25 protein-coding genes are annotated in these 25049 nt (G+C 70.9%); 8 read left to right on the forward strand and 17 right to left on the reverse strand.

What is annotated here, in order from left to right; genetic code table 11:
• Nucleotides 1-49: 49 nt before the first annotated feature.
• Entirely contained in the window at nucleotides 50-472 is a 423-nt protein-coding gene (gene ndk, locus JUB13_RS00360) for a nucleoside-diphosphate kinase (protein ID WP_207476220.1), read from the reverse strand.
• 128 nt (nucleotides 473-600) lie between these two features.
• Between ndk and abc-f the strand changes: the two genes are divergently transcribed.
• Nucleotides 601-2508, forward strand: coding sequence for a ribosomal protection-like ABC-F family protein (gene abc-f, locus JUB13_RS00365; protein WP_207476222.1), 1908 nt, complete (start codon nucleotides 601-603; stop codon nucleotides 2506-2508).
• Between the two features lie 80 nt (nucleotides 2509-2588).
• On the opposite strand, the gene JUB13_RS00370 is transcribed toward abc-f, so the two are convergent.
• Together JUB13_RS00370 and JUB13_RS00375 are read right to left on the reverse strand one after the other, a co-directional pair.
• Nucleotides 2589-2810, reverse strand: a complete 222-nt coding sequence (locus JUB13_RS00370) for a hypothetical protein (protein WP_207476224.1) — start codon at nucleotides 2808-2810, stop codon at nucleotides 2589-2591.
• 213 nt (nucleotides 2811-3023) lie between these two features.
• Nucleotides 3024-3815, reverse strand: coding sequence for an SDR family NAD(P)-dependent oxidoreductase (locus JUB13_RS00375; protein ID WP_207476226.1), 792 nt, complete (start codon nucleotides 3813-3815; stop codon nucleotides 3024-3026).
• Between the two features lie 144 nt (nucleotides 3816-3959).
• Here JUB13_RS00375 and JUB13_RS00380 point away from each other — a divergent pair, with 144 nt between their 5' ends.
• Together JUB13_RS00380 and gmk are read left to right on the forward strand one after the other, a co-directional pair.
• Entirely contained in the window at nucleotides 3960-4829 is an 870-nt protein-coding gene (locus JUB13_RS00380; RefSeq protein WP_207476228.1) for a YicC/YloC family endoribonuclease, read from the forward strand.
• 11 nt (nucleotides 4830-4840) lie between these two features.
• Complete coding sequence (gmk, locus tag JUB13_RS00385; RefSeq protein ID WP_207477389.1) at nucleotides 4841-5518, forward strand: guanylate kinase; 678 nt, start codon at nucleotides 4841-4843, stop codon at nucleotides 5516-5518.
• A 9-nt stretch (nucleotides 5519-5527) separates the two neighbouring features.
• On the opposite strand, the gene rsmA is transcribed toward gmk, so the two are convergent.
• Genes rsmA through lptF form a run of 5 tightly spaced genes read right to left on the reverse strand, consistent with a single transcriptional unit; the run spans nucleotide 5528 to nucleotide 11110 of the window.
• On the reverse strand, nucleotides 5528-6370 hold the full coding sequence (gene rsmA / locus JUB13_RS00390) for a 16S rRNA (adenine(1518)-N(6)/adenine(1519)-N(6))-dimethyltransferase RsmA (RefSeq protein ID WP_207476230.1): 843 nt from the start codon (nucleotides 6368-6370) through the stop codon (nucleotides 5528-5530).
• Nucleotides 6367-7380 carry a 4-hydroxythreonine-4-phosphate dehydrogenase PdxA gene (gene pdxA, locus JUB13_RS00395; protein WP_407928048.1) on the reverse strand — a complete coding sequence of 338 codons (1014 nt, stop codon included), beginning with the start codon at nucleotides 7378-7380 and terminating at the stop codon, nucleotides 6367-6369. The genes rsmA and pdxA overlap by 4 nt, the downstream gene beginning before the upstream one ends.
• Nucleotides 7377-8894 (reverse strand): peptidylprolyl isomerase, encoded by a 1518-nt coding sequence (locus JUB13_RS00400; RefSeq protein WP_236024638.1) that lies wholly within the window; start codon nucleotides 8892-8894, stop codon nucleotides 7377-7379. Before JUB13_RS00400 ends, pdxA begins: the two co-directional genes overlap by 4 nt.
• Nucleotides 8891-9985 carry an LPS export ABC transporter permease LptG gene (lptG, locus tag JUB13_RS00405; RefSeq protein WP_207476232.1) on the reverse strand — a complete coding sequence of 365 codons (1095 nt, stop codon included), beginning with the start codon at nucleotides 9983-9985 and terminating at the stop codon, nucleotides 8891-8893. Before lptG ends, JUB13_RS00400 begins: the two co-directional genes overlap by 4 nt.
• 9 nt (nucleotides 9986-9994) lie before the next feature.
• Nucleotides 9995-11110 carry an LPS export ABC transporter permease LptF gene (gene lptF / locus JUB13_RS00410; protein ID WP_207476234.1) on the reverse strand — a complete coding sequence of 372 codons (1116 nt, stop codon included), beginning with the start codon at nucleotides 11108-11110 and terminating at the stop codon, nucleotides 9995-9997.
• 184 nt (nucleotides 11111-11294) lie between these two features.
• On the opposite strand from lptF, the gene JUB13_RS00415 reads away from it, so the two are divergent.
• From JUB13_RS00415 to JUB13_RS00425, 3 genes are read left to right on the forward strand one after another with little or no spacing between them, the layout of a single operon-like run.
• Nucleotides 11295-12785 (forward strand): leucyl aminopeptidase, encoded by a 1491-nt coding sequence (locus tag JUB13_RS00415; protein ID WP_207476236.1) that lies wholly within the window; start codon nucleotides 11295-11297, stop codon nucleotides 12783-12785.
• Complete coding sequence (locus JUB13_RS00420) at nucleotides 12782-13231, forward strand: DNA polymerase III subunit chi (RefSeq protein ID WP_207476238.1); 450 nt, start codon at nucleotides 12782-12784, stop codon at nucleotides 13229-13231. The genes JUB13_RS00415 and JUB13_RS00420 overlap by 4 nt, the downstream gene beginning before the upstream one ends.
• An 8-nt stretch (nucleotides 13232-13239) precedes the next feature.
• Nucleotides 13240-14667, forward strand: a complete 1428-nt coding sequence (locus tag JUB13_RS00425) for a hypothetical protein (RefSeq protein ID WP_207476240.1) — start codon at nucleotides 13240-13242, stop codon at nucleotides 14665-14667.
• Here JUB13_RS00425 and JUB13_RS00430 read toward each other — a convergent pair.
• Complete coding sequence (locus JUB13_RS00430) at nucleotides 14651-15946, reverse strand: tetratricopeptide repeat protein (protein WP_207476242.1); 1296 nt, start codon at nucleotides 15944-15946, stop codon at nucleotides 14651-14653. The two genes, JUB13_RS00425 and JUB13_RS00430, sit on opposite strands and share 17 nt — an antisense overlap.
• A 350-nt stretch (nucleotides 15947-16296) precedes the next feature.
• Between JUB13_RS00430 and JUB13_RS00435 the strand changes: the two genes are divergently transcribed.
• A complete protein-coding gene (locus tag JUB13_RS00435) occupies nucleotides 16297-17034 on the forward strand; it encodes a transglycosylase SLT domain-containing protein (RefSeq protein WP_207476244.1) in 738 nt (245 codons plus the stop codon).
• 194 nt (nucleotides 17035-17228) lie between these two features.
• Here JUB13_RS00435 and JUB13_RS00440 read toward each other — a convergent pair whose 3' ends face one another.
• Nucleotides 17229-18158 carry a DUF2336 domain-containing protein gene (locus JUB13_RS00440; RefSeq protein ID WP_207476246.1) on the reverse strand — a complete coding sequence of 310 codons (930 nt, stop codon included), beginning with the start codon at nucleotides 18156-18158 and terminating at the stop codon, nucleotides 17229-17231.
• A 153-nt stretch (nucleotides 18159-18311) separates the two neighbouring features.
• On the opposite strand from JUB13_RS00440, the gene JUB13_RS00445 reads away from it, so the two are divergent.
• Nucleotides 18312-19166, forward strand: a complete 855-nt coding sequence (locus JUB13_RS00445; RefSeq protein WP_207476248.1) for a 23S rRNA (adenine(2030)-N(6))-methyltransferase RlmJ — start codon at nucleotides 18312-18314, stop codon at nucleotides 19164-19166.
• 85 nt (nucleotides 19167-19251) lie between these two features.
• On the opposite strand, the gene JUB13_RS00450 is transcribed toward JUB13_RS00445, so the two are convergent.
• From JUB13_RS00450 to ureC, 7 genes are all read right to left on the reverse strand, one after another.
• A complete protein-coding gene (locus tag JUB13_RS00450; RefSeq protein ID WP_207476250.1) occupies nucleotides 19252-19860 on the reverse strand; it encodes a phasin family protein in 609 nt (202 codons plus the stop codon).
• A gap of 243 nt (nucleotides 19861-20103) precedes the next feature.
• On the reverse strand, nucleotides 20104-20490 hold the full coding sequence (locus JUB13_RS00455; RefSeq protein WP_207476252.1) for a YgaP family membrane protein: 387 nt from the start codon (nucleotides 20488-20490) through the stop codon (nucleotides 20104-20106).
• A 62-nt stretch (nucleotides 20491-20552) separates the two neighbouring features.
• Nucleotides 20553-21194 (reverse strand): urease accessory protein UreG, encoded by a 642-nt coding sequence (gene ureG, locus JUB13_RS00460; RefSeq protein WP_207476254.1) that lies wholly within the window; start codon nucleotides 21192-21194, stop codon nucleotides 20553-20555.
• Complete coding sequence (locus tag JUB13_RS00465; RefSeq protein ID WP_236024639.1) at nucleotides 21191-21937, reverse strand: urease accessory protein UreF; 747 nt, start codon at nucleotides 21935-21937, stop codon at nucleotides 21191-21193. Before JUB13_RS00465 ends, ureG begins: the two co-directional genes overlap by 4 nt.
• A complete protein-coding gene (locus JUB13_RS00470; protein WP_207476256.1) occupies nucleotides 21906-22385 on the reverse strand; it encodes an urease accessory protein UreE in 480 nt (159 codons plus the stop codon). Before JUB13_RS00470 ends, JUB13_RS00465 begins: the two co-directional genes overlap by 32 nt.
• A gap of 10 nt (nucleotides 22386-22395) precedes the next feature.
• Complete coding sequence (locus JUB13_RS00475; protein WP_207476259.1) at nucleotides 22396-23256, reverse strand: glutamate racemase; 861 nt, start codon at nucleotides 23254-23256, stop codon at nucleotides 22396-22398.
• Nucleotides 23257-23338: 82 nt separating this feature from the next.
• A complete protein-coding gene (ureC, locus tag JUB13_RS00480) occupies nucleotides 23339-25048 on the reverse strand; it encodes an urease subunit alpha (RefSeq protein WP_207476260.1) in 1710 nt (569 codons plus the stop codon).
• Nucleotide 25049: the final 1 nt, after the last annotated feature.

Consider the following 25049-nt stretch of genomic DNA (forward strand, 5'->3'; position numbering starts at 1 on the left):
GGGCCGCCGGAGCCCGCGAAGGACGGCGCCGCCAAGCGGCACCGGCGCATCAGCCAACGATGTCGATCTCGGCGAAGAAGAACGCGATCTCGGTCCGCGCGTTCTCCAGGCTGTCCGAGCCGTGGACCGAGTTGGCCTCGATCGATTCGGCGAAGTCCTTGCGGATGGTGCCCGGGGCCGCATTGGCCGGGTTGGTGGCACCCATGATCTCGCGGTTGCGGGCAACCGCGTTCTCGCCCTCGAGGACCTGGACCACGACCGGGCCCGAGATCATGAACTCGACGAGCTCACCGAAGAAGGAGCGTTCGGCATGGACGGCGTAGAACTGCTCGGCCTGCTGCCGGGTCAGGCGCATGCGGCGCTGGCCGACGATGCGCAGGCCCGCCTCCTCGAAGCGGGCGTTGATCTTGCCCGTGAGATTGCGGCGGGTGGCGTCAGGCTTGATGATGGACAAAGTCCGTTCGACGGCCATCTTGGGCTCCTGTGCTTTCGCGAAGTCGCGGCGTTATATACGCCGGGCCGAGGACCGGCAACCGGCTCTTTCACCGCGGTGGACGGCGCTTCTACCGCCCCGCGCGGGCGTGCTACCAACGGACCCCCATGCTGCACATCAACGATCTCACCTTCCGCTATGGGGGCCGGGTCATCTTCGACCGGGCCTCGGCGACGATCCCGAAGGGCCATCGCGTCGCCCTGGTCGGCCGCAACGGCACCGGCAAGACCACGCTGCTGAAGCTCATCGGGGGCGAGCTGGCGCCGGACGGGGGCGGCATCTCGGTTCCCGCAGGAGCGCGCCTCGGGCGCGTCGCGCAGGAGGCCCCGGCCTCGGACATGTCGCTGCTGGACACGGTGCTGGCCGCGGATGCCGAGCGCACGCGCCTGCTGGCGGAGGCCGAGACCGCGACGGATCCGGAACGCATCGCCGAGGTGCATGCCCGGCTCGGCGACATTCAGGCCCATTCCGCGCCGGCCCGGGCGGCGCAGATCCTGGCCGGGCTCGGCTTCGACGCCGAGGCCCAGCTCCGCCCCAGCCGGGATTTCTCCGGCGGCTGGCGCATGCGCGTGGCGCTCGCCGGGGTCTTGTTCGCGGAGCCGGACCTGCTGCTGCTGGACGAACCCACCAACCACCTGGACCTCGAGGCCACGATCTGGCTGGAGAACTATCTCCGTTCCTACCCGCACACGATCCTCATGGTCAGCCACGACCGCGAGCTCCTCAACAAGGTGCCGACGACAACGGTCCATGTGGAGGGCGGCAAGCTGGTGACCTATGCCGGCGGCTACGACCAGTTCGAGCGCACGCGACGCGCCAACCGCGAGCGCATCGCCGCCCAGGCCGCCAAGCAGGAAGCCGCACGCAAGCACATCCAGAGCTACATCGACCGGTTCCGCTACAAGGCCTCCAAGGCCAGGCAGGCCCAAAGCCGGATCAAGATGCTGGAGCGCATGGAGCCGATCGAGGGGCTGGAGGAAGACCACACCGTCCGGTTCGACTTTCCCTCGCCGGATGAACTGGCGCCGCCGCTGATCCAGCTCGAGCGCACGGTCGGCGGCTACGGCGACAGGGTGGTGCTGCGCGGGCTGGACCTGCGCATCGACCAGGACGACCGCATCGCGCTGCTCGGCGCCAACGGCAACGGCAAGTCGACGCTGGTCAAGCTGCTGTCGGGTCGGCTGGCCCCGTTGGCCGGCGAGATCCGCCGATCCCCGAAGCTGCGCGTGGGATACTTCGCCCAGCACCAGACGGACGAGCTCGACCCGGCGCTGACGGCGCTGCAACAGGCCCAGGCCTGGATGCCGAAGGAGCCCGAGACGAAGGTCCGCGCCCACCTCGGACGCTTCGGCTTCCCGCAGGAACGTGCCGAGACGCGGATCTCGTCCCTCTCGGGCGGCGAGAAGGCGAGGCTTCTCTTCGCGCTGATGACGCGCGACGCGCCCCACATCCTGATGCTGGACGAGCCGACGAACCATCTGGACATCGACAGCCGCGAGGCCCTGGTCCAGGCGCTGAACGCCTTCGAGGGGGCGGTCATCCTGATCAGCCACGACCCGCACCTGGTCTCTCTGACGGCCGACCGGCTGTGGCTCGTGGACGGCGGCACCTGCCGGCCCTACGAGGGCGATCTGGACGACTACCGGAAGCTGCTGCTGGAGCGGGCGCGCGCTGACCGCGCGGAGGCGCGGGACGCAGCCGGATCCGACGGCGCGCGCGCCGCCGTGGCGCGCAAGGACCAGCGCCGGGCGGCAGCGGAACTGCGGGCTACACTGGCGCCGCTGCGGCGCAAGGCCGAAGAGGCCGAGAAGCTGCTGGCGAAACTGGAAAAGGAAAAGGCGGCGATCCAGGCGAAGCTCGCCGATCCCGCCCTCTATTCAGGACCTTCCGAGAAGGTCACCCGGCTTCAGATCGATCTCGGCGAGATCGAGAAGCGCATCGCGGCGGCCGAGGAGACCTGGATGGAAGCCCAGGAGACGCTCGAGGCCGCTCAGGCGGAGGCCGGTCCCGCCTGAGCGCCGTCGGCGCCCGCGGACCTGTCCCTCCTCCGTCCCCGCGGCCGGGCCACGATACCCGGCCGCCCGCCGTGCCGTCCTCAGGCGCAGGCCATCTCGGCGGCGGGAATCCGGCTCATCAGCATGGTGTGGCCGCGCAGGTCGGTGCGCATCGCCTCGATCATCTCGGCCAGGCTCTCGCGGGTGAAGGAGTCCTCGGCCCGGTCCAGCTCCGCCTGGGTCAGCTCGATGAAGCGCTCGAGAAGACCGACATGGGTGAGGGTGGCAACCTGGAGGCGGGCGGCGGCGGGAACCATCGACATGACCGTTTTCCTTTGCTTGGGTCCGTTTGCGTGACCCCATATCGCCATGCACCGGGTTAACGACCAGTAAATATTCGCCCCGGGACTAAGAGAGTGGAAGACGTACTCCCACGGACAAAATGAAGACCTCCGGAATTACTCCCCTTCTCCACGCCGTAAGCGTTACTACTTTCGTGTGGAACAGGGCAGTCTTCCGCGTGGCCAGAGGCCCCGTCATGGCCCGCCGACGTCGGCGCGACCGAGTTCGGGCTTCGCCGGCGCCCTGCGCAGCAGCCATCCCACCAGCCCTGGTGGCAGCGCGGAGAGGAGCCTCACGGCGAGATAGGTCGGCCAGGGAAAGGCGATCCTGGCGCGGCCCCGCGCCAAGCCCGCGACGATCACCGCGGCCGCCTTCCCCGCGTCCATCAGCAGGGGCATCGGGAACGGGTTCACGGCGGTCAGCGGCGTGCGCACGAAGCCCGGACAGATGACCGAGACCTCGACGCCATCATGGGCTACGGCGCCGTGCAACGCCTCACCCCAGACCCGCACGGCGGCCTTGCTTGCGCAGTAGGCGGGCGCGCTGGGAAGCCCCGCGAAGCCGGCGAGCGAGGCCATGACGGCGACCTGCCCGCGCCGGCGCGCACGCATCGCCGGCAGCAGAGGCATCACCGTGTCGACCACCCCCATCACATTGGTGGCGAGGATCGCGCGCGCCTGCTCGCCCGTCTCGCCGCCATCCCCGCTCCCGCCGGAAATGCCGGCATTCGCAATCACCAGGTCGACCGGGGCAGCCGCGTCCACCGAGGCCAGCCAGTCAGAGAGCCGATCCCGATCGGTCACGTCCAGCACCGCGGTCCGGACCTCGGCGCCGGCCGCGCGGCAGCGGCCGGCCACCGCCTCTAGCCTCGCCGCGTCGCGGCCGGTCAGCGCCAGCGCGATGCCTGGCGCGGCGTAGGCTTCCGCAAGCGCTGCGCCGAGGCCGCTCGACCCGCCGGTGATGACGATGCTCCTGGGATCCCGCATGGCCGCCGCCTCCCTGCGCCAAGCCGGCGCCGCGTCTTGTTGTGTGACTGGGTCAGAGGCTATAAGGGCCGACCCTCCTGGGAAAGGAACGATGGCGTGGCGGCGAAGGAAGGCAGTCAGGGCCGCGGAGGCCCGGTCTCCAGCATGACCGGCTTCGCCCGGAGCGAAGGGACCCATGCCGGCTGGCAATGGGCCTGGGAGCTGAAGAGCGTCAACGGCAAGGGGCTGGACCTCCGATTCCGCCTGCCGCAGGGCCTGGACGGGCTGGAGCCGCAGGCTCGCCTGGCAACGGCCGCCCGGCTCAAGCGCGGCAACGTCACCCTGAACCTCCAGGCGACACGGCCGTCCGCCCCGCCCCAGCTCCGCATCAACCGGGAGCTCCTGGACAGCCTGCTGGCGCTCGGCCGGGATCTCGAGGCGTCGGGGGTCGAGCCGCCCCGCCTGGACGGGCTGCTGTCGGTGCGAGGGGTCATCGAGACCGTCGAGGAGACCGAGACCGAGCAGGACCGGACCGCGCTGGACGCCGCACTCCTGGCGGGGCTCGAGCAGGCGCTCGACCGCCTCGCCACGGTCCGCATGGCGGAGGGCCAACGTCTTCGCGGCGTGCTGGAAGAGCAGCTCGACGAGATCGAGCAGCTGACCGCCGCCGCGGCCCGCTGCGCCGCCGTCCAGCCCGAGGCGCTGCGCGAGCGCTTGCGCGAGCAGATCCGGACGCTGCTGGACATGGTGCCCGCCCTGTCCGAGGAGCGCTTCGCGCAGGAGGCCGCGATTCTGATCTCCAAGGGCGACGTGCGCGAGGAGATCGACCGGCTGCGCGCCCACATCGCCGCAGCCCGCGAGATGCTGGGCAACGGCGGAGCGACGGGACGTCAGCTCGACTTCCTCTGCCAGGAATTCAACCGCGAGGCCAACACGCTGTGCTCCAAGTCCACCGACGTGGAGCTGACGCGCACCGGCCTCGCCCTCAAGGCCGTGATCGAGCAGCTGCGCGAGCAGACCCAGAACATCGAATGAGCGAGACCGTCATGATTCGGCCCCCCAAGGTCAAGTTCCAGCGCCCGATCATCGGCGACGGCAAGCGGCGCGGCATGATGCTGGTGCTGTCCTCGCCTTCCGGAGCGGGGAAGACGACGATCTCGCGCAAGCTCCTGCAGCTCGACGGCTCGATGTCGCTGTCGATCTCCGTCACCACCCGGCCCAGGCGCGCCAACGAATCCGACGGCATCGACTACCACTTCATGGACAAGGAGACCTTCGAGCGCATGGTCCAGCGCGAAGAGCTGCTGGAATGGGCCCAGGTCTTCGACAACTACTACGGAACGCCGGCAGGGCCCGTGCGCGACAGCCTGGCCCAGGGCCGCGACGTGCTCTTCGACGTGGACTGGCAGGGGCACCTGCAGCTCGTCGCCAATGCGCGCGAGGACCTCGTCTCGATCTTCATCCTGCCGCCCTCGTACCAGGAGCTGGCCCGCCGGCTGAAGGCCCGCGCCATGGACAGCGACGAGGTGATCCAGCGCCGCATGGCGAAGGCGCCCGAGGAGATCTCACACTGGAAGGACTACGACTACGTCCTGGTGAACGAGGACGTGGACGAGACGCTCGCCACCGTGCAGGGCATCATCGAGGTCGAGCGGCTGAAGCGGAAGCGCCAAGTCGGGCTCGCGGACTTCATCCGGAAGCTCGAGGCGGGACTGGACGCCTGACGGCGGCGTTCAGCGCCGCGCGGCCCAGGCCCGGGCGAGCGCGGCGAAGCCGGAGACCGGAACCTCCTCCGCGCGTGCGGTCGGGGCGATGCCGGCCTCCTCCAGAAGCGCCTCGGCATCGCCCAGCGACCTGAGGCTCGCGCGCAGCATCTTGCGCCGCTGACCGAAGGCGGCGGCGGTCACCCGCTCCATGTCCTGCCAGTCGGCCTCCTCGCGCCCTGGCCGCGGCGTGAAGTGCACGACGGTCGACATCACCTTCGGCGGCGGCACGAAGGCCTGGGCCGGAAGGTTGAAGGCCGGCCTCACCTCGGCGACCCATTGCGCGATCACGGAGAGGCGCCCGTAGGCCTTGCCGCCCGGGGGCGCCGTCAGGCGGTCGGCGACCTCCTTCTGGAACATCAGCGTCAGGCTGCGGAAGGCGTCGATGCGCCTCAGCCAGCCCAGCAGGAGCGGCGTCGCGACGTTGTAGGGCAGGTTCGCGACGATCGCCCGCGGCGCCGCGACGAGAGCCTCCGGATCCGCTTCCAGCGCGTCGCCCTCGACGATGCGCAGGCGGTCCCCGGCGGCGGCGATCAAGTCCTGCAAGGCCGCGACGCAGCGGGGATCGCGCTCGATGGCGACGACCTCGCGCGCTCCGGTCTTCAGCAGCGCCCGCGTCAGACCGCCCGGGCCCGGCCCCACCTCGATCACCGACACGTCCGCGAGATCTCCCGCCACGCGCGCGATGCGCCCGGTCAGGTTCAGGTCCAGCAGGAAGTTCTGCCCGAGCGCCTTGCGCGCGCCGAGATCATGCCGCGCGATCACCTCGCGCAGCGGGGGCAGCGCGTCTATGGCGTCCGAGTCCTCGCTCATGCCGGGGCCACGGCGCGCGTCGCGGCCAGGCGCGCCGCCGTCCTCAGCGCCGCGACGAGGCTCCTGGGGCTGGCGCGGCCCGTGCCCGCCAGGCCGAGCGCCGTGCCGTGGTCCGGCGACGTCCGCACAAAGGGCAGCCCCAGCGTCACGTTCACGCCGCCGTCGAAATCCAGCGTCTTCAGCGGGATCAGCGCCTGATCGTGGTACATGCACAGCACGGCGTCGTGATCACGCCGCACGCCGGCATGGAACAGCGTGTCGGCCGGCAGCGGACCTCTGGCGGCGATCCCCTCGGCCCGCAGGGCCTCGGCGGCCGGGGCGATCACCTCGACGTCCTCGCGCCCGATGGTACCGGCCTCGCCGGCATGGGGATTAAGCCCGGCGAGCGCCAGCCGCGGCTCGGCGATCCCGAAATCGCGCCGGAGCGCCTGCGCCAAGATGCGCGCGGTGCGCAGGATCAGCGCCGTCGTAAGCATTCCGGGAACGGCTGCGATTGGGACATGGATCGTCACCGGCACGACCCGTATGCCGCCGCCCTCCAGCATCATCACCGTCTCGGTCCCGCCGGCGAGGTGGGCGAGGTACTCGGTATGCCCGGGATGGCTGAATCCCGCCTGGTACAGGACGCTCTTCTGGATCGGATTTGTGACGACGGCCGAGGCCTCGCCTGCCCTGGCCAGCGCGACCGCACGGTCGATGCTGCCGATCACCGCGCCGCCGTTCGCGGGGTCGGGCCGTCCCGGGGTCACGGCGGCGGGAAGCGCCAGGGGCAACACCGGCAGGGCCGTGCCGAAGACGGCGACCGCCTCCTCGGCATCCCCGACGGCGCGCACGGGCACGTCGAAGCCGACGGCGCGCGCCAGCGCCGCGATCCGCTCGGGATCGTCCAGCAGCATGAAGGGAGGAACGCCGGCACGCGCCCGGTCGAGCCAGGCCATGCACGCGATCTCGCCCCCGATCCCAGCCGGCTCGCCCATGGTCAGGGCGAGCGGCCGCTCCCATCCGGTCACACGCGAACGTCCACGAAGGCGGACCGACGCAGGTCGCGCAGCCAGCGCCGCTGCAGCATGTCCAGCCGCTCGGTGCCGAGGACGGCCAGGACCTCCTCGCGGGACGGCAGGGATCCCGCCGGCAGCTCGCGCCCGCAGACCATGACGATCATCGCGCCGGACTCGTTCAGCAGCGGCGGGCTCGGCTCGCCGATGTTCAGGCCGGCGACGAGCTGCGCCAGCTCCTGGGGCATGTCGCCCAGGCGCAGCGTACCCGCATCGCCGGACTGGGGGCTGCCCAGCGCCGTCGCCTTCTCGCCCATGGCCTCGCAACCGGTAAGTTGCGGGCGCAGCTTCTCGGCCTCGGCACGCAGCCCCTCGGCGTCCTGGTTGGCGACGCGCGGCAGCAGGAGCTGCTTTAGCGTGACCTTGGCGTCGGCTGGGTTGCCGGCCGAGACCAGCCGCTGGTCGCGCAGCATCAGCAGGTGATAACCCGAGATGCCGCGGATCGGGCGGGAGATCTGGCCGGGACGAAGCTGGCGCAGCGCCTGGTCCAGCTCGCCCGGGAGCTGGTCCTGCTGGACCCAGCCGAGATCGCCGCCCTGCGCCGCCACGGCGGACTGCGAGAACTGGCGGGCGACGGCAGAGAAGCTCGCGCCGCCGACGATCTGCTCGGTTAGGCGGTCGGCGAGACGGTGGACCTCCTCGTCCTGCTCGGGGGAGTCGACTGCCAGGAAGATTTCGGCCACCAGGTACTCGGGCTTGCCGGCATTGGCCTGGATCCGCTGAAGATAGGCGTCGATCTCCTCGTCACCGATCTCGACCTGCGGACGCAGGCGCCGCTGGATCAGCTTCTCCCACGAGATCACGGCGCGCGTCTGCTCGCGCAGCGTGACCGGCGAGATGCCGCGGGCCTTCAGGAAGTCGCCCATCTGCTGCTGGGTCATGCGGTTCTGCTGGGCCAGGCGGCCCAGGCGGTCGTCCAGCTCCTTGTCCGTGACCCGGACGTTCAGCCGCTTCGCCTCCTGGAGCTGCAGGCGCTCGTCCACGAGCTGGCGCAGCACCTGGGGCGCAAGGCGCTGGCGGGCCTCCGGGCTGTCCGGAAGGCCGGCAGAGAGCAGGGCCAGCTGCAGCCGCGCCTCCAGGTCGGACAGCGAGACGATCTCGTCGTTCACCACCGCGGCGATGCGCTCGACCATCGACGGCGCGCCGGACGGAGGCGGCCGCAGCATGGCGGTCGGCGGCGCGCCCGGCGCGGGCGCGGCAGCCGCCGGCGGAGCGGCCGGGCGCGAGGCCTGCGGCGCGGCCGGAGGGGCAGCCTGGGGAGCAGCCTGGGGCGCCGCGGGCCGGGCGACGGCGGGCGGCTGGGCGGAGCGGGTGGCAGGCGACGTGAACTGGGCGGATGCCGGCAGTGCCGCCGCAGCCAGCAGGGCCGCAGCGACGGGAATTCGGATCAGGCACTTCGGAAGGTTTGCAGGCATCGGCTTCTGGCTCGTGAACTGGCGGTTCGGGTCGGGGCAGAGGCCGGGCATCATCCGTCCTCCAGGTGCAGCAGCACGGCGATGCTGATCAGCAGGCTGGCGACCGCCGGCGCCCACGCGGCCAGGACCACCGGGATGGTCTCTGATATGCCGAAGGCGAGCACGACATCGGTCAGCACGAACAGGACGAACCCGGTCGCCACCCCGCCGGCGACCATCAGGAGAGTGCCTCCCCGGCGCGTCTGGCGCAATGAAAACGCAGCGGCGAACAGGACCATCGCGCAGAACAGGAGCGGCTGCGACAAAAGGGACTGGTACTGCAGCCGGTGCCGCACGGCCGAAAGGCCCGTCGCCTCCAGCGTCTTGATAAATCCCGGAAGGGCCCAGAAACCCATGGTGCGCGGCGCCGCGAGCCCCTCTGCTATGCGCTCGAAGGTCAGCGTGGTCGGCACGCGGTAGTCGGTCACAGCCTGGGTCGGCATCTCGGGCCGGTTCAGCCAGCCCGACGGGATCTCCCACCGGCCAGGCAGCAGCAGTGCCACCGGCGCGTCGACCCGCTCGCGCACCTGCTCGTCGCCCTCGATGCGGATCATCGTGACGCCCTGCAGCTCGAGCGTGCCGGGCCGCACCTGCTCGGCGTGGATCAGCCAGCGCTCCTCGTCCGCGCCCTGCAGCAGCCACAGACCGGACTGCCCCACCGCCAGCGAGCTCTGCCGTCCGCGGAGGTAGAAGTCCTCCATGCGCTCGTACCGCGCCACCAGAATCGACCCCAGCGGATTGATGACCGTCACCTGTATGACCGCGACAAGTGGCGCCAGCACCAGCACGGGCGCCAGGAACTGCCATGCCGAGACACCGACGGCGCGCGCCACGACCAGCTCCTGGCTCCGGGTCAGGCGCCAGAAGGTGAACATGGCGCTGAACAGGACGACGAAGGGGAATGCCTGCTGTCCGATCTCGGGCAGCTTCAGCAGCCCCATTTGCATCACGATGGCGAAATTGGCCTGGGGCTTGCCGACCGCGCGGCGCAGCAGCTCGACGATGTCCAGCAGCAGGATGATCGCGAGAATCACCAGGAGCAGCGCAAGGAACCAGGCCAGGAACTGCCGGCCGATGTAGCGCGAGAGGGTTCTCGGGAACGCCAACCGGACCTCCTACGGCGCCGCGGCCGCATGCGGCGGCCGCTGGAGGCGCGGACGCAGCAGCGCCCAGAGCCCGAGCGCGACCGGGCCCAGCGCGAGGACCCACATCAGCGGCAGCAGCGCGGGGTTGCTGGCGGCCAGGTTCGATGCGCCGAGGCTCAGGCTCTGCAGCAGGACGATCAGCAGCGCCGCCGCGACGATACGGCGCACCTGGCCGCGCCGGTTGAACTCGCCGGTCAGCAGCGCGACGCTGCCCACGAGCGCGAAGGCGAGCGAGGCAAAGGGCGCGCTGAGCCGCTGGTGCAGCTCCACGACGAGGCGGTTCCGGACAGCGGCATCGCCGGCGCTGTCGCGGGCATCCAGCAGCTCGCCCAGGGACTGCTCCCGCGGGTCCGGAACGCGCGGCTGGCCCGAGCGGTCGAGCGAGACGATGTCCAGGGCGTAGCGGTCGAAATAGAGAACCGAGAGCCGGCCCGTCGCGCGGTCGACCGACTGGCGCTGGCCGTCGAAGACCAGGACCCGCTGGCCGCCGTCGGGTCCCTCGCTCGCGACGCCGCGCTCCGCGATCAGGGTGACCGGCCGCTCCTTGATGCGGCTGTCGTGAATCACGAGGCCCCACAGCTCGCCGTTGGGCTCGCGACGCCGGACATAGACGGTCACGCCCTCGTCGACCTGGTTGAACACGCCCTCGCGCAGCAGGGCCGCTGAGTAGCCGTTGCGCGCCAGACGTTCCAGCATGACAAGCTCGCGCGAGGCGAGTGGGGCGATCCACAGCGTCAGCGCCATGCAGACCAAGCCGACGGCGGCGGCCAGCAGCAGCGCCGGCCGCGCCAGGTCGACCGGGCTCAGCCCGATGGAGCGCATCACCACCAGTTCGTTGTCCATCAGCAGGCGATTGTAGGTGAACAGCACCGCTGCCACCGTCGCGATGGGCAGCACGATGGACAGGAAGGTCGGCAGCGTCACGACCATCAGCCGCAGGAACAGCGACAGCGGCGCCCCGCCCTCGATCACGATTTCGATCAGGCGCAGGGACTGCGTCAGCCAGATCACCATGGTCAGGCCGAGCGTGACGAAGACCATGGTGACCGCCAAGTGGCGCAGCAGATATCGCGAAAGCTTGTTCATGGATCCGTGGTCGCAGACGCCGGCCGGTCGGGCCAATGCCTCCGACGCTGGCCGTCGAAGGTGGCGCCGTGATGGCGGGCCGCACGGCTTGACAGCACGCGGCCCGTGTTCTTTATCGATTCCCGGCGCTCGACTCAACAACCGCCCGCCGCCGCCGCCGGGACAGAAATGGGGAAACGGACGCATGAAGTTCAACTTCGCCGACGCCGCGCTGCCGAAGGCCGGCACGCTTGCGATCCTGGTCGCCGCCGACCGCAGGCTGGGCGCGCTGGGCCAGGAGCTCGACCGGATCACCGGCGGCGCCGTCGGCCGCGCCATGGAGACCGCTCGCTTCTCCGGCAAGGCCGAGGAGACGCTCTCGCTCTTGGCGCCCGGCGGGACTGAGCTCGACCGCGTCCTGCTGGTTGGAATCGGCAAGCCCGAGCAGGTCGACGAGCAGGCGCTGGCCGCGGCGGGCGGCATCGCCTACGCGGCGCTGGCGCGCGGACCGGCGGAGGCCTCGATCCTGGTCGAGCTGCCCGAGGGAGCACCGGCTGTCGACCATCCCGCGGCGCAGGTCGCCTTCGGCGCGAATCTGCGGTGCTACCGCTTCGACAAGTACCGGACCAAGGAGAAGGCGGAGACGAAGCCGACCCTGCGGCGCATCACCCTGCTGACGCGCGATGCCGGCGGCGCCAAGAAGGCATGGCCGCTCCTCGACGCCGTGGCTGACGGCGTGTTCCTGACCCGGGACCTCGTGAGCGAGCCGGCCAACGTGCTGACGCCCGTGGCCTTCGCCGAGGCCTGCGAGCAGCTCGCCGAGCTCGGCGTCGAGGTCGACGTCCTCGACGAGAAGCGCATGCGCAAGCTCGGGATGGGCGCGCTTCTCGGTGTCGCCCAGGGATCCGAGAACCCGCCGCGGCTGGTCACCATGCAGTGGCGGAATGCCGCCGACCGTGACGCGCGGCCGCTGGCCCTGATCGGCAAGGGCGTCACCTTCGACACCGGCGGCATCTCCATCAAGCCTGCGGCGGGCATGGAGGACATGAAGTGGGACATGGCGGGTGCCGGCGCCGTGGTCGGCACCATGCGCGCTCTCGCCGGGCGCAAGGCGCGCGCGAACGTGGTCGGCGTCGTGGCGCTGGTCGAGAACATGCCCTCTGGCACGGCCCAGCGTCCCGGCGACATCGTGCGCAGCCTGTCCGGCCAGACCATCGAGGTCCTGAACACCGACGCCGAGGGCCGCCTGGTGCTCGCCGACGCGCTCTGGTACGCGCAGGACACCTTCAATCCCCGGGCCATGATCGACCTGGCGACGCTGACCGGCGCGATCCTGGTGGCGCTGGGCGCCGAGCAGGCCGGCCTCTTCGCCAACGACGACGCCCTGGCGCAGCAGCTGATCGAGGCGGGCAGCCGCACCGGGGAGAAGCTCTGGCGCATGCCGTTGGGCGATGCCTACGACAAGATGATCAACTCGGATGCCGCCGACATGAAGAACATCGGCGACGGCCGCAATGCCGGCTCGATCGTCGGCGCGCAGTTCCTGAAGCGGTTCGTGCGCGACATCCCCTGGGCCCATTTGGACGTGGCCGGCGTGGTCTGGTCCAAGAAGGACGCGCCGACCGTCCCCAAGGGCGGCACGGGCTACGGCGTGCGGCTTCTGGACCGGCTCGTGGCCGACCATTACGAGGGATGACTGAGGTCAGGTTCTATCATCTCCTGCGCAAGCCGCTGGAGCAGGCGCTTCCCGAGCTGCTCGAGAAGACGCTGGAGCGGGGCTGGCGGGCCGTCGTGCTCGCCGGCTCCCGTGAGCGCGTCGAGGCCATGGACCAGCATCTGTGGACCTATGACGACCGCAGCTTCCTGCCGCATGGGACGGCCGCCCAGGGCGACGCCGAGTACCAGCCGGTCTGGCTCAGCGACACCGAGGAGAATCCGAACGGCGCGCAGGTCCTGTTCCTGATCGACGGCGCGGAGACCGGCTCCCCCGAGCTCTACGAGAGGATCTGCGACCTTTTCGACGGCAACGATCCCGAGGCCGTCGCCGCCGCGCGGCAGCGCTGGAAGCGCCTGAAGGACGGCGGGCACGCCCTGTCCTACTGGCAGCAGACGGATCGCGGCCGCTGGGAACAGAAGGCCTGAGGCTGCCCATGCCCGCGTCGCCGCCCCGGTCCCGGGCCCGACGGGGCTGGCGCCCGGCGTTAGGCCCCATTCTGCTCTTCCGCGGCGTCCAGGAGGAGCGCTGGCGCGTCTCGGCCCTGTTCGCCGCCGAGGACGAGGCGGAGCCGCCGGACCTCGGGGCCGAAGGCGTGCTGCTGCCGATCCCGCCGCGCCATGTGGGCACCGTCGGCGGCCTGACGCTTTGGCGCTTCGACTTCGCCGTCGCCCGCGAGGCGGCGGACCGCCGCGTGCTCTACGGGTTCCCGAGCGGCGAGCGCTGGTGGTTCCAGGTTCCCGCGCGCGATGGCCGCCTCCGCATCGCGGCCCTGGCCGACGGTGCCGGCCCTCCGCCGGGCGGCCCCTGGTCGCGGCTCAACGGCGCGCACCGGGCCAACCCCTTCCATCTCATGCTGCGCGCCGGCGGGCAGGCCGACGCGCGCGCCGTCTGGACCGCCGGCCCGATCCTCGCGGCATGGAGCGCGCGCGCATGGCGCGAGCGCGCCGCCCTGCCCTTCACGGCCGAGATGACGGCCGAGGCCGGCGCCACCCTGGCGGATTGCTACCTGCGGGCATGGCGCCGGCCCGAACTGGCCGCGCTGCATGCCAGCGTCCCCTCGGCCATGGCGCCGGGCACCGCCGACCGCGGCGAGGACTGGGACGCCCTGCCTGCCGAGCTGGCCGCCAGCCCCGTCGTCCGCGGCGTCCTGGCCGAGGCGGATCGAGCCGCCGCCTGCCTCCAGGCGGGGTCGCCAGAGGTCGGCGATCAACCGGGCTCCGGCTGGGATCTCGCCGCGGGTGGCGTCGGGCTGCTCGGCCTCACCGTTCGCCGCGGCCCCGATCCGCTGATCGAGCCCGCCTGGCGTGGGCTGCCTGCCCGGCTCGACCGCCTCGTGGACAACCGCCTGCTGCTCGTAATCTGCGCCCCGCCCCCGCTGGAGCCGCGGATCGGGGGAATCGGGGCCCTTCTCCGATCCTCGACCCGGATCGAGGGGAGCTGGCGGAGCGAAGCGAGGGAGACCGGATGGATGCGGCTCCTGAGGCTGCTGGGAGACCATGCGCACCGTTCCGGCGCCAGGATTGCGCTGGTGGGCGGTGGCTGGGGCTTGGGCAGCCTGGCGACGTTGCGCGGGCCCGACCACGAGATCTGGCAGGTCTCGCTGCCGGCCATGGACGGAGCCGTCCCTGCCCCCCGGGCCGAGACGCTTGAGCGCGCCGGCCGCACCGCCGAGATCGTGCGGGACGGTCTGGAGCTGTCCTTCTCCGATTTTCCCGAGGCCGACGGCCGGCGCTTCCTGGCCGGTCGCGGCTGGGCATCACTGGAGACGGACCGCACGGGCGACCTGCTGGCCGAGTGGGTGGTCGAGGGCGCGGCCGGCCCGCTGATCCGCTGGATCCCTGCCGTCAGCCCGGCTTCCTGAGCACGAATACCCAGCCCGGCACCGGCTGACCCTTCTCGCGCCGCGGCACGGCATGGTCCAGGATCGCAACCTCCAGCCCCGAGGCGGCGGCGGCCGCACGCAGATGCGCCTCGCCATGGGCGTAGCGGCGCGTCGCGCCCAGGACGAATCCCTCCCCCTCCAGACGCTCGGCGGTGGCGGCGAGCATTCCCCCGGGGCGGAGCGCCTCCGCCACCGCCGAGAAGACCGGGTGGAGATCGCCGAGATAGACTAGCACGTCGGCGGCTATCACGAGATCCCGGGCCGCCGGGCGCCTGCCGAGGGAGTCCCGCAGCTCCGCGACCTCCAGCCGGTCGTAGATGCCCCGAGCGGCGGCCTTGTCCACCATCCGGGGCGACAGGTCGCTCCCCTCCAGGAACGCCGCGGCGTCCCTGAAGGCAATGCCGGCAAGGCCGGTGCCGCAGCCGATGTCGAGCACGTCCAGCTCGCCCCGCCCGGCGAGCAGCGGCGCCGTGGCCTCGCGCAGGATGGCGGGCGCGCGGTAGTCCAGACGGCCCAGCAGGTCCCTGTCGAAGCGATCGGCGTAGGTGTCGAACAGTCCGCGCACGAAGGCCGGGCTCAGCGCGTCGGCGGTCGCGAGCGCGTCTGCGAGGCCGCGCAGGCCGAAGGGGTCCTCTGGATCGAGATCGAGGGCGCGCGCCACCAGGGCCATGGCCTTCCCGCGCTCGCCGACCGCAGCCCAGGCCCTGGCGGCCAGGGCGACGAGCGCCAGGTCGTCGGGATCTCGGCGCATCCGCGGCTGCAGAAGCTCCAGCGCGGCGACGGCATCGCCGGTCTCTACGAGCAGTCCGCCAAGGCCAAGGAGCGCCGCGCTGTCCGAGGGGTCGAGATGAAGCGCCTCGCGGTAGTGGCGGACGGCATCGCCCGATTCGCCGGTGATTCGCCTAAAATCACCGATTTTGCGGTGCGAGACCGCGTCGTCGGGCCGCCTTTCGAGAATCCTCCCGTGCACCTCGGCCGCTTCGGCTATCCGCCCCGCCTCCTCCTCGGCCTCCGCCCAGGCGCGCAGCCACCGCATCGTTCCGGTATCGATCCAGGCCGCACGGCGCAACGCCTCGGCAGCCTCGCGGGGACGCCCAGCCGCGGCGAGCCAGAAGCCCAGGCCGCCCAAGGCTTCGGCATCGGCGGGATCAGCTTGAAGAATGCCCCTGTAAGCCGCCTCAGCCTTGGGATTCCCGGCTTCCGCAAGGGCATGGGCGGCAGCCAGCGCATCCTGGCCGGGACTGGTCGGAGAAGCCATCGAGATCTCGGGAATCACCAGGGAAACCGCACTTTCGGGACATATGCGCCAGGGCGCCGCCATGCGCAACGTTCGCGGGACTCCAACCGGGCGAAGCCGTAGGAGGTTCTCCGTAACCCCCTGTGCACCCTTGCGGAGAATTACCCGCCCTCGACGGTTGACGCCCCCGGCATTTTACGGGAAAACTCCCCCCGTGCCGCATGGGGCGGCACAGGCATCGGCGCCGCACGGAGCGGCGCCAAACCGAGGAGGCGGGCGCCGTAACGGTATCGGCGTCCGGTTGGTCAAATCCGAGCCCCAGGGGCCGGTGCCCGCGCGCAAGCGGGTGACACGACAAGGGGGGTTCACCCATGAATTCGACTGCGCGCCTCGGGCGCACGCTCCGCGGGGGCCTGTTGGGCATGGTCGCGATCGCCGCGACCGCCCTGACCGCCGCGCCGGCACCCGCCAGCCAGCCGACCAAGCGCCAGGCGCCCGCTCCCGCGGAAGCTGCCGCACCCCCCGCCCCGGCCGCGACGGCCAATACGGCACCGTCGTGTACCGAACATGCGCTGGAGGCCGAGCGTCAGTTCGAACTCCCCTCGGGCCTCCTGCTGGCCGTATCGCTGGTTGAAACCGGCATGTCCGGGAAGCCCCGACCCTTCGCGATCAACCATGACGGACGCTCCGTCAGCCCCGAGAGCATCGACGAGGCGCGCCGGCACCTGCGCGACGGCTCGGGCCGGCTCAAGAGCAGCCTCTTCGTTGGCTGCATGCAACTCTCGGTCACCTACCACGCCCACGCCTTCAAGCCTGCCGACCGGATCCTCGACCCCCGCGAGAACGTTTTCTACGCCGCCCGCTACCTGAAGCGGCTGCGCAGCGAGATGGGGAGCTGGACGAAGGCGATCGGCCGCTATCAGGGCGGCACCCGCGCCCAGCGCGTGGCGTATACCTGCAAGATCCACGAGCACCTCATGCAGCTCGAGCCGCGCAGCGCGCAGCTCCTGGACAGCGCCGATTGTGGCGGCCAGGAGCGGCCCGCCATCGCACCCGAGACGCGCCGGAAGTTCCGCGAGCACCAGGTCGCGCTGCTCGCCCTCGACTGAGACGCTGGCTCCTGACCCCCAGCGTAAAGGGGGCCGCCCGCGCCACGGCGCGGACGGCCCCTTCTTTTTTGCCGCGTCGGCCGGCGCGGAGTTCAGAGTGGATCGCGATCCGGAGCGGAGACCGGACGCGCGAATCCGTCCGAACCTCGAAGAGCTGGGATCGGCTTGAGGTTCAGGACGAACCTCGAGCTGCTTCAGGTCCGCGCCAGCTCGGCGCAGAGGCCTTCGATCAGCGGCTGCGGCAGACCGGCCTGCCGGCACAGGACTTCGCAGCCGCTGCGATCGGCCAGCAGGGACCGGACCCGCGTCGAGGGCAGGCCGGCGCGCAGCGCGATGCCGGCCTCGAAGAGTGCTCTCGGCCCCGCCCGCAAGGCTGCGATCAGCAGCGTCGGCTTCAGCTCGCCGGCGGCGAAGAGAAGCGAGGCGAAGCGCTCCATCTCCGGCCCGTTCAGCTCCTGGGCGATGCGCAGGAGGGTGCGCTGACGGGCGTCGATCAGCAGGGCGCGCGCCTCGGACGGAACCACCGGCCGGCGCGACAGCACGTCCTGGAAATGGCGCACGAGCGTGTCGAGCAGCTTGCGCAAGACGCCGAAGGGCAGGCCCCCGCGCAGCGCCAGCCGCAGGACCGTGTGCTCCCGGGCGCGCGCAAGCAGCGCATCGAAGCTGGCATGGTCGAGCGGCGCCTCCGGATTTCCGGCCACGCTTGCCAGCACGGCGTCGTTCCCGCGCTCGATCAGGACCGAGACGTGTCGCGGCTCCAGGTCCGGGCGCCGCGCGACCGCGCAGCGCGCCTGGTTGTTCACGGCCAGGATCAGCCGCATCAGGTCCTCGGCCGTGAGCACGCGCGAGAACTCGAGAATCGGTGCCGCCACGCTGGCGTTCAGGTCGAACGCAAGCTGGAGCGCCACGTCCCGCGGCAGTGTCTCGCTGCGGCAGACCGCCTCGGACAGGGCCGCGCGCACGAACTCGCTGACGTCCTCGACGAGCGCCCGGACGATCCATTCCGCCGCGGAGCGCTCGAGAACCTCGGGATGGTCGAGTTCCCTCGCCGCGCGGTCGGCCAGGGCGGCCCTTTGCGCGATCGACTTGCTCGACAGGAGCGTCTGGATTTCTTCCGGTCGCATGAAGCCCCCTCACGACAACGAGGGCCCACCCTAGGCGACCGAACGAATGTTCTGTGTAAATCTATCGTAAATTTCACCTGGCCGTGCGGGAGCTTGCGGCGGGTTCGAAGGGTTATGTGGATTCACGCGGGCGGCCGGCCTACATCTGCGGTCATGAACTACCGCCACGCCTATCACGCCGGGAACTTCGCCGACGTCTTCAAGCATGCAATCCTCGCCCTGCTGGTCGAGCACCTGAAGGCGAAGCCCGCCCCCTTCCACGTTCTCGACACCCATGCCGGCATCGGCCGCTACGACCTCGCCGGGGTCGAAGCCGGAAAGACCGGCGAATGGCGGCAGGGGATCGCGCGGGTGCTGGAGGCGGCGGACAGGCTCCCTGCGGAGCTCGGCCCCTATTTCGATTCCGTGCGCGCGCTCGACTCCGGGGCCGCGGGTACGCCGCGCTGGTATCCGGGCTCGCCGCGCGTGGTGCGGCATCTGATGCGGCCCGACGACCGGCTGACCCTGGTGGAGCTGCATCCAGAGGACGTCCGCACCCTGAAGGCCGAGTTCGCCCGGGACCGGCAGGTTGCCGTCCACCACATGGATGCCTACCAGTCGCTCAAGGCCCACCTCCCCCCGCGCGAGAAGCGGGGCCTGGTGCTCGTCGACCCGCCCTTCGAGGCCACGGACGAATTCGCGCGCCTGGCCGAGGGGCTGACGCTGGCGCACCGGCGCTGGGCCGGCGGCATCAAGGCGCTATGGTATCCCGTCAAGGAGCGGCCGGCCGTCTGGCGCTTCCAAGAGGCGGTCGCCGCGGCGGGGATTCCCAAGATCCTGCGCGCCGAGATCACGATCCATCCCGAGGACACGCATACGCGGCTCAACGGGTGCGGAATGCTGATCGTGAACCCGCCCTGGCGCCTCGACGACCTTCTGGGCCGCATCCTGCCACCGCTCCACGAGGCGTTGGGCGCCGAGGCCGGAGGGGTCCTGGTCGACTGGCTGGTCCCGGAGGAAGCGGCCTGAAACGCAGGAAGGCGCCCCGCCTGGACGGGGCGCCTTCAAAACGGCAGCCGGTGCGGTCCGGGGCAGGCCGCCCGGCCGGCCGTGGTCAGGCGGCGCGGCGACCCTGCTCGGCCTGGCTGTGCAGCTTGCCATAGGCCTCGCTGGATGCCTTGGCGGCCTGCTCCGAGATCCGGGTCGAGGTGTCGAGAAGCTGCTCCATCTCGCGCCGGACACGCTCGGTCTGGATCGCAAGCAGATCCTGGACGCTGCGGACCTTCAGGATCTCGTTCACCGCGTCGGCCTGGCGCTGCATGGCGCCCTGGGCGTAGTTAACCCATTCCCGCATGATCGCCTGCATGCCCTCGCCCACCACCGAGCTGGTCTGCAGGAGCGCATCCACGGTCTGCTGGGTACGCTGGGCGGCCTCCTCCGAGACGCGCGCCGATGCGCTGAAGAACTGCCCGAAGCGCTGCGCGGCCTCCTCGGTCACGCGGCCCGTAGTCTCGGCGGCTTTGGTCGTGATGTCCCGGGTCGCAGCACTCGCGCGCTCGGCCGTCTGGCCCGCCGCGCCGGCAGCGGTCCGGCTGGCGTCGGCGCCGACCGACACCGTCTCGCGCAGAGTATCGATAGCGTCGCGCGCCTGACCGGACACGGCATCCGCACCAACACGCACAGTGTCTCCAGCCTTCTTGGGAACTTCCTTCTCGATCGCCATGATTTTGCTCCTAATATAAGGAGTTCCAGATGGAACTCGCGTTGCCTCGTTCCTGGTCCCAACAACTGCGGGATCTTTTTATGCCGCACCGCAATATCACGGTTACAGAGGTAATGCCAAGGAATGAGCGCAATTTCGCACCTGCACTGAAGTAATAGAGTTGCATCAGCGCCTGCGCCCTGCGCTTGAAACGCGAAGGGCCCCGGCCGGAAGATCCGGCCGGGGCCCTTCGGGATGGCGTCCTCAGGATGCGCTGGCGGGGTAGTAGCTCGGCGGATCGCTCGCGGGGAAGGACTGATCCGAGGCCTCGTCCACCTTGTTCCAGGGCCGGTCGCGCTTGTCCGTCTCGCGATCGCGCGTGATCGCCGCGGTGTGCTCCCCCTCCTCGTCGAACTCGTCGGGAATCAGGTTCTCGTCGGTGCTGCCGGTCATGTCCGGCAGCCCCTCCTCGATCATGGCCTTGACCGCACAGTGCCCGGTCACCCCGCGCGCCAGCAGGACCCCACCCGCAAGGGCCATCAGCGTGCCCCCGACCGATCCGCGGCGGATGCCGAGCGCCGCGAGGGCGCCCCCGCCCAGGATCGAGGCCCAACGCTCGAGGCCCTGGACGTTCTGACTGGATTGGCTCACCGGTGTCCTCCTGATTCCTGATCTCAGGCCAAGAACATCCGGCGCGCGCGGGGGTTCCAGGCCTACCCCGCCCGCTCGCGTTCCGCGGGAAGTCCGCCGGCCCTGACGATGAAGGACACGATCTCTTCGAGGCCCTGGCGCTGCTTCATGTTCGTGAACAGGAACGGTCGCTCGCCGCGCATGCGGCGCGCGTCCCGATCCATCACCTCCAGGCTCGCGCCGACCAGCGGCGCCAGGTCGATCTTGTTGATCACCAGCAGATCCGACCGGGTGATGCCGGGGCCGCCCTTGCGCGGGATCTTGTCGCCGGCAGAGACGTCGATGACGTAGATCGTGATGTCGGCGAGTTCCGGAGAGAAGGTGGCGGCCAGGTTGTCCCCCCCGGATTCGATGAAGATCACCTCCAGGTCCGGGAAGCGCCGGATCATCTGGTCCACCGCCGCCAGATTGATGGAGGCGTCCTCCCGGATCGCCGTATGCGGGCAGCCGCCGGTCTCCACGCCCATGATCCGCTCGGGCGCCAAGGCCCCGCTGCGGGTCAGGAACTCGGCGTCCTCCTTCGTGTAGATGTCGTTCGTAATCGCGGCGACGTTCCAGCCGTCCCGCATCCGCTTGCACAGCGCGTCCGTCAGCGCCGTCTTGCCGGAGCCCACCGGCCCGCCGATCCCTACCCTGAGGGGTCCCGTGTGGGAATGCTCGGTCATGATCTGAAGAGCCTCGTATATTGAGTTTCGTGGCGAAGCGAGGTCCAGTCGGCGAGCGGCGCGCGCCCGCCGATATCGTCCAGAGGAATGAGGGGCGCGGCCGCAGCGCAGCGCAGCACCACGGGTTCGAGCGCGGCGAGAGCGCGCTGCCCGTCGGTCTGCCCGAGCGGCACCAGCCGCACTCCGGCCGAGACGATGTTGGCCGCGAAGGCATGCAGGAAGGCTGCGAGCGCCGGCGCCAGCGCGATCCCTGCCGCCGCCGCGGCAAGCGCCACGGCGACCGCATGCGTGGCCTCCCGCCCGGAGGCCGCGATCCGGTCTGCCCAGGCCTCCCGCGCAGGGTCCGGCCAAGCGGCGCGGAGCGTGGTCAGGAACGCCGCACCCTGCGCCGTGCTCTCCAGCGCCAGCTCGCGGGTGCCGCGCATCACTGCGGCGATCTCGGCGGCACGATCGAAGGCCCCGGCGTCGTCCGTCGCGACGGCGTTGTGGATCGTGCAGAAAAGGACTGCATCCGTGCGCCCCGCCCCGTGCTCGACCAGTGCCGAGACCCAGCCGGCGAGGCTGCGCCACTCGGCGACAAGCCCCTCCTCCACGGCATATTCGAGGCCATGGCTGTAGCTGAAGCCGCCGGTGGGGAAGCTCGGGCTCAGCCATGTCAGCAGGCGGAGCAGCGACTGCCGTGCGCTCTCGCCCCGAAGGCCCGGCGCCCCGTCAGCCATGGCCGGGGCCGTGGTCATGTCCATGGTCCTGGTGTCCACCATAGGCGCCGCCCTCGGGCGTGAACGGCGCACTGACGCGCCGCACCTCGGCCCCGAGGCCCTGCACCATCTCGACGATCACGGAATCCCAGCGGAACAGCAGCACGCCCTCCCCCACCGAAACAGGCAGGTGCCGGTTTCCGAGATGCCAGGCTATGCGGGCGAGCTCGCGCGGGGTCGGGCAGCGGATCTCGGCACAGTCCTCCGCAGCCGCGCGCACCCGCAGCCATCCGCCATTCTCGAGCCGCAGCCCGTCTCCGTCGCCGAGCACCACGGCCTTGGCGAGGTCCAGCAGGAACGGCTCCCCCGCGTCGTCCTTCAGCAGGATGCGGCGGCGATGACGCTCGTCGAAGGCCAGCGTGGCCGCGCGCACGGGCTCGGGCGCGGACCAGGAGCCCGCGGGCTCCACCGAGACGGCCCGGCGGAGCGTCATTGCCGCCTCCTCAGGCGGCGGCGGCGCGCACGGGCTCGAAGGCCATGGGACGGCCGAAGAAGCGCTGGGCCAGGGCCGAAACCCGGGCCGGGTCTCCCGTCGTCAGGAAGCGCCGGACGCCACCGCCCTCGCCCCCATCCCGGCCGGCGTATTCCGGCCGCCGCTCCAGATAGCCGGCCAGGCTCTCCGCCACCAGGTCGGGCTGGGAGAGCACCTGCACTCCCGGCAGCCGGTCCGCGAAGAGCCCCGCCACCAGCGGATAGTGCGTGCAGCCGAGCACCACCGAATCCGGCATCCGACCGCCCAGCCGGTGAAGCAGCTCGTCCACGTAGCTCGCGACCAGCGTGCGCAGGGCAGCTTCCGGCGCGCCCGCCTCGATGGCGCCCGCGAGCTCCGGGCAGGGCTGCTGGACCACGCGCAAGGCCGGGGCCCGCTTCGCGATCTCGACCGGGAAGGAGTTGCTGAGCACGGTGCGCTGGGTCGCGAAGATCGCGACGGTGCGCGTGTCCTGGACGCGTCCGACCGGCGGCGTCTCGACACGCCAGGGTGCGCCGGTAATCGCCTCGACCGTCGGCACGAGCACGCCCAGGATGCGGCGCCCCGGGGCACGCTCCGGCAGCCATTCCTGCTGGAGCTTGCGCAGGGCGACCGCGGCCGCCGTGTTGCAGGCCAGGATCACCAACCGGCATCCGCGGTCGAACAGCAGGTCCACCCCGGCACGCGTCAGCTCCAGCACCTCGGGGCCGGTGCGCGGCCCGTAGGGTGCATTGGCGTGGTCCCCGAGATAGAGGAAGGACAGCGCCGGAAACGTCTCGGCCAGCCGCCGCTGGACCGTCAGCCCGCCATGTCCCGAATCGAAGACGCCGATCATGCCCGCCCCTGCCCCGGATTCCCGAGCAGCATGCCATGACAGGGTTAACGGGTCGCTGACATCGCATGGACCACACCATGGATCAGAACAGGAAGTACCGCTGGGCCAGAGGCAGCACCTCGGCCGGCTCGCAGGTCATCAGGACGCCGTCGGCCCTGACTTCGTAGGTCTCGGGATCCACCTGGATGTCGGGCGTCGCGCCGTTGTGGACCATGTCGGTCTTGCGGACGCTCCGGCAGCCCTGGACCGGCAGCACCATCCGCGCGAGGCCGAGCCGGCCGGCGATGCCGCTGTCCGCGGCGGCCGCACTGACGAAGGTCACGGCGCTCGCCTGCAGCGACCGGCCGAAGGTCCCGAACATCGGCCTGTAGTGGACGGGCTGCGGCGTGGGGATCGAGGCGTTGGGATCGCCCATCAGCGCCGCGGCGATGGTCCCGCACTTCAGGACCATCTCGGGCTTCACGCCGAAGAAGGCCGGCGACCAGAGCACGAGGTCCGCGAGCTTGCCGACCTCGACCGAGCCGACGTGGCGGGCGATGCCGTGGGCCAGGGCGGGATTGATCGTGTACTTGGCGACGTAACGCTTTGCGCGGAAGTTGTCGTTGCCGGCCCCGTCCTCGGGCAGCGGACCGCGCTGCACCTTCATCTTGTGGGCGGTCTGCCAGGTGCGGGTGATCACCTCGCCGATCCGGCCCATGGCCTGACTGTCCGAGGACATCATGGAGATGACGCCCAGGTCGTGCAGCACGTCCTCGGCCGCGATGGTCTCGCGCCGGATGCGGCTCTCCGCGAAGGCGACGTCCTCGGGGATGCGTGCGTCGAGGTGGTGGCAGACCATCAGCATGTCGAGATGCTCGTCCACCGTGTTCACGGTGAAGGGCCGCGTCGGGTTCGTCGAACTCGGCAGGACGTTGGCGAGGCTGCAGACCTTGATGATGTCCGGCGCGTGGCCGCCGCCGGCCCCTTCCGTGTGGAAGGTGTGGATCGTGCGGCCCTTGAACGCCGCAATGGTGTGCTCGACGAAGCCGCTTTCGTTCAGGGTGTCGGTGTGGATCGCGACCTGAATGTCCAGGTCCTCGGCGACCGAAAGGCAGGTGTCGATGGCGGCCGGCGTGGTGCCCCAGTCCTCGTGCAGCTTCAGGCCGCAGGCCCCCGCCTCCACCTGCTCGACCAGCGCCTCGGGCCGGGCCGCGTTACCCTTGCCGAAGAAGCCGAGATTGATCGGGATTCCCTCGGCGGCCTGCAGCATGCGCGCGATGTGCCAGGGGCCGGGCGTGCAGGTGGTGGCAGCGGTGCCGGCGGCCGGGCCGGTCCCCCCGCCCAGCATGGTGGTCAGGCCGCTGTAGAGCGCGTCCTCGGCCTGCTGCGGGCAGATGAAGTGGATGTGGCTGTCGATGCCCCCGGCCGTCACGATGCGGTTCTCGCCGGCGATCACCTCGGTCCCCGGCCCCACCACGATGGTGACGCCGGGCTGGACGTCGGGGTTGCCGGCCTTGCCGATGCCCGAGATGCGGCCGTCGCGGATCCCGATATCCGCCTTCACGATGCCCCAGTGGTCGAGGATCAGGGCATTGGTGATCACGGTATCCACGGCGCCGGACGCGCGCGTCGCCTGGGACTGGCCCATGCCGTCACGGATCACCTTGCCGCCGCCGAACTTCACCTCCTCGCCGTAGATCGTGCGGTCCTCCTCGACCTCGATCACCAGTTCCGTGTCGGCGAGGCGGACCCTGTCGCCCACGGTGGGTCCGAACATGGCGGCATAGGCCGCGCGGTCGATGCGGTGCGCCATG

The sequence above is a fragment of the Arenibaculum pallidiluteum genome (assembly GCF_017355985.1).
GTDB lineage: Bacteria > Pseudomonadota > Alphaproteobacteria > Azospirillales > Azospirillaceae > Arenibaculum > Arenibaculum pallidiluteum.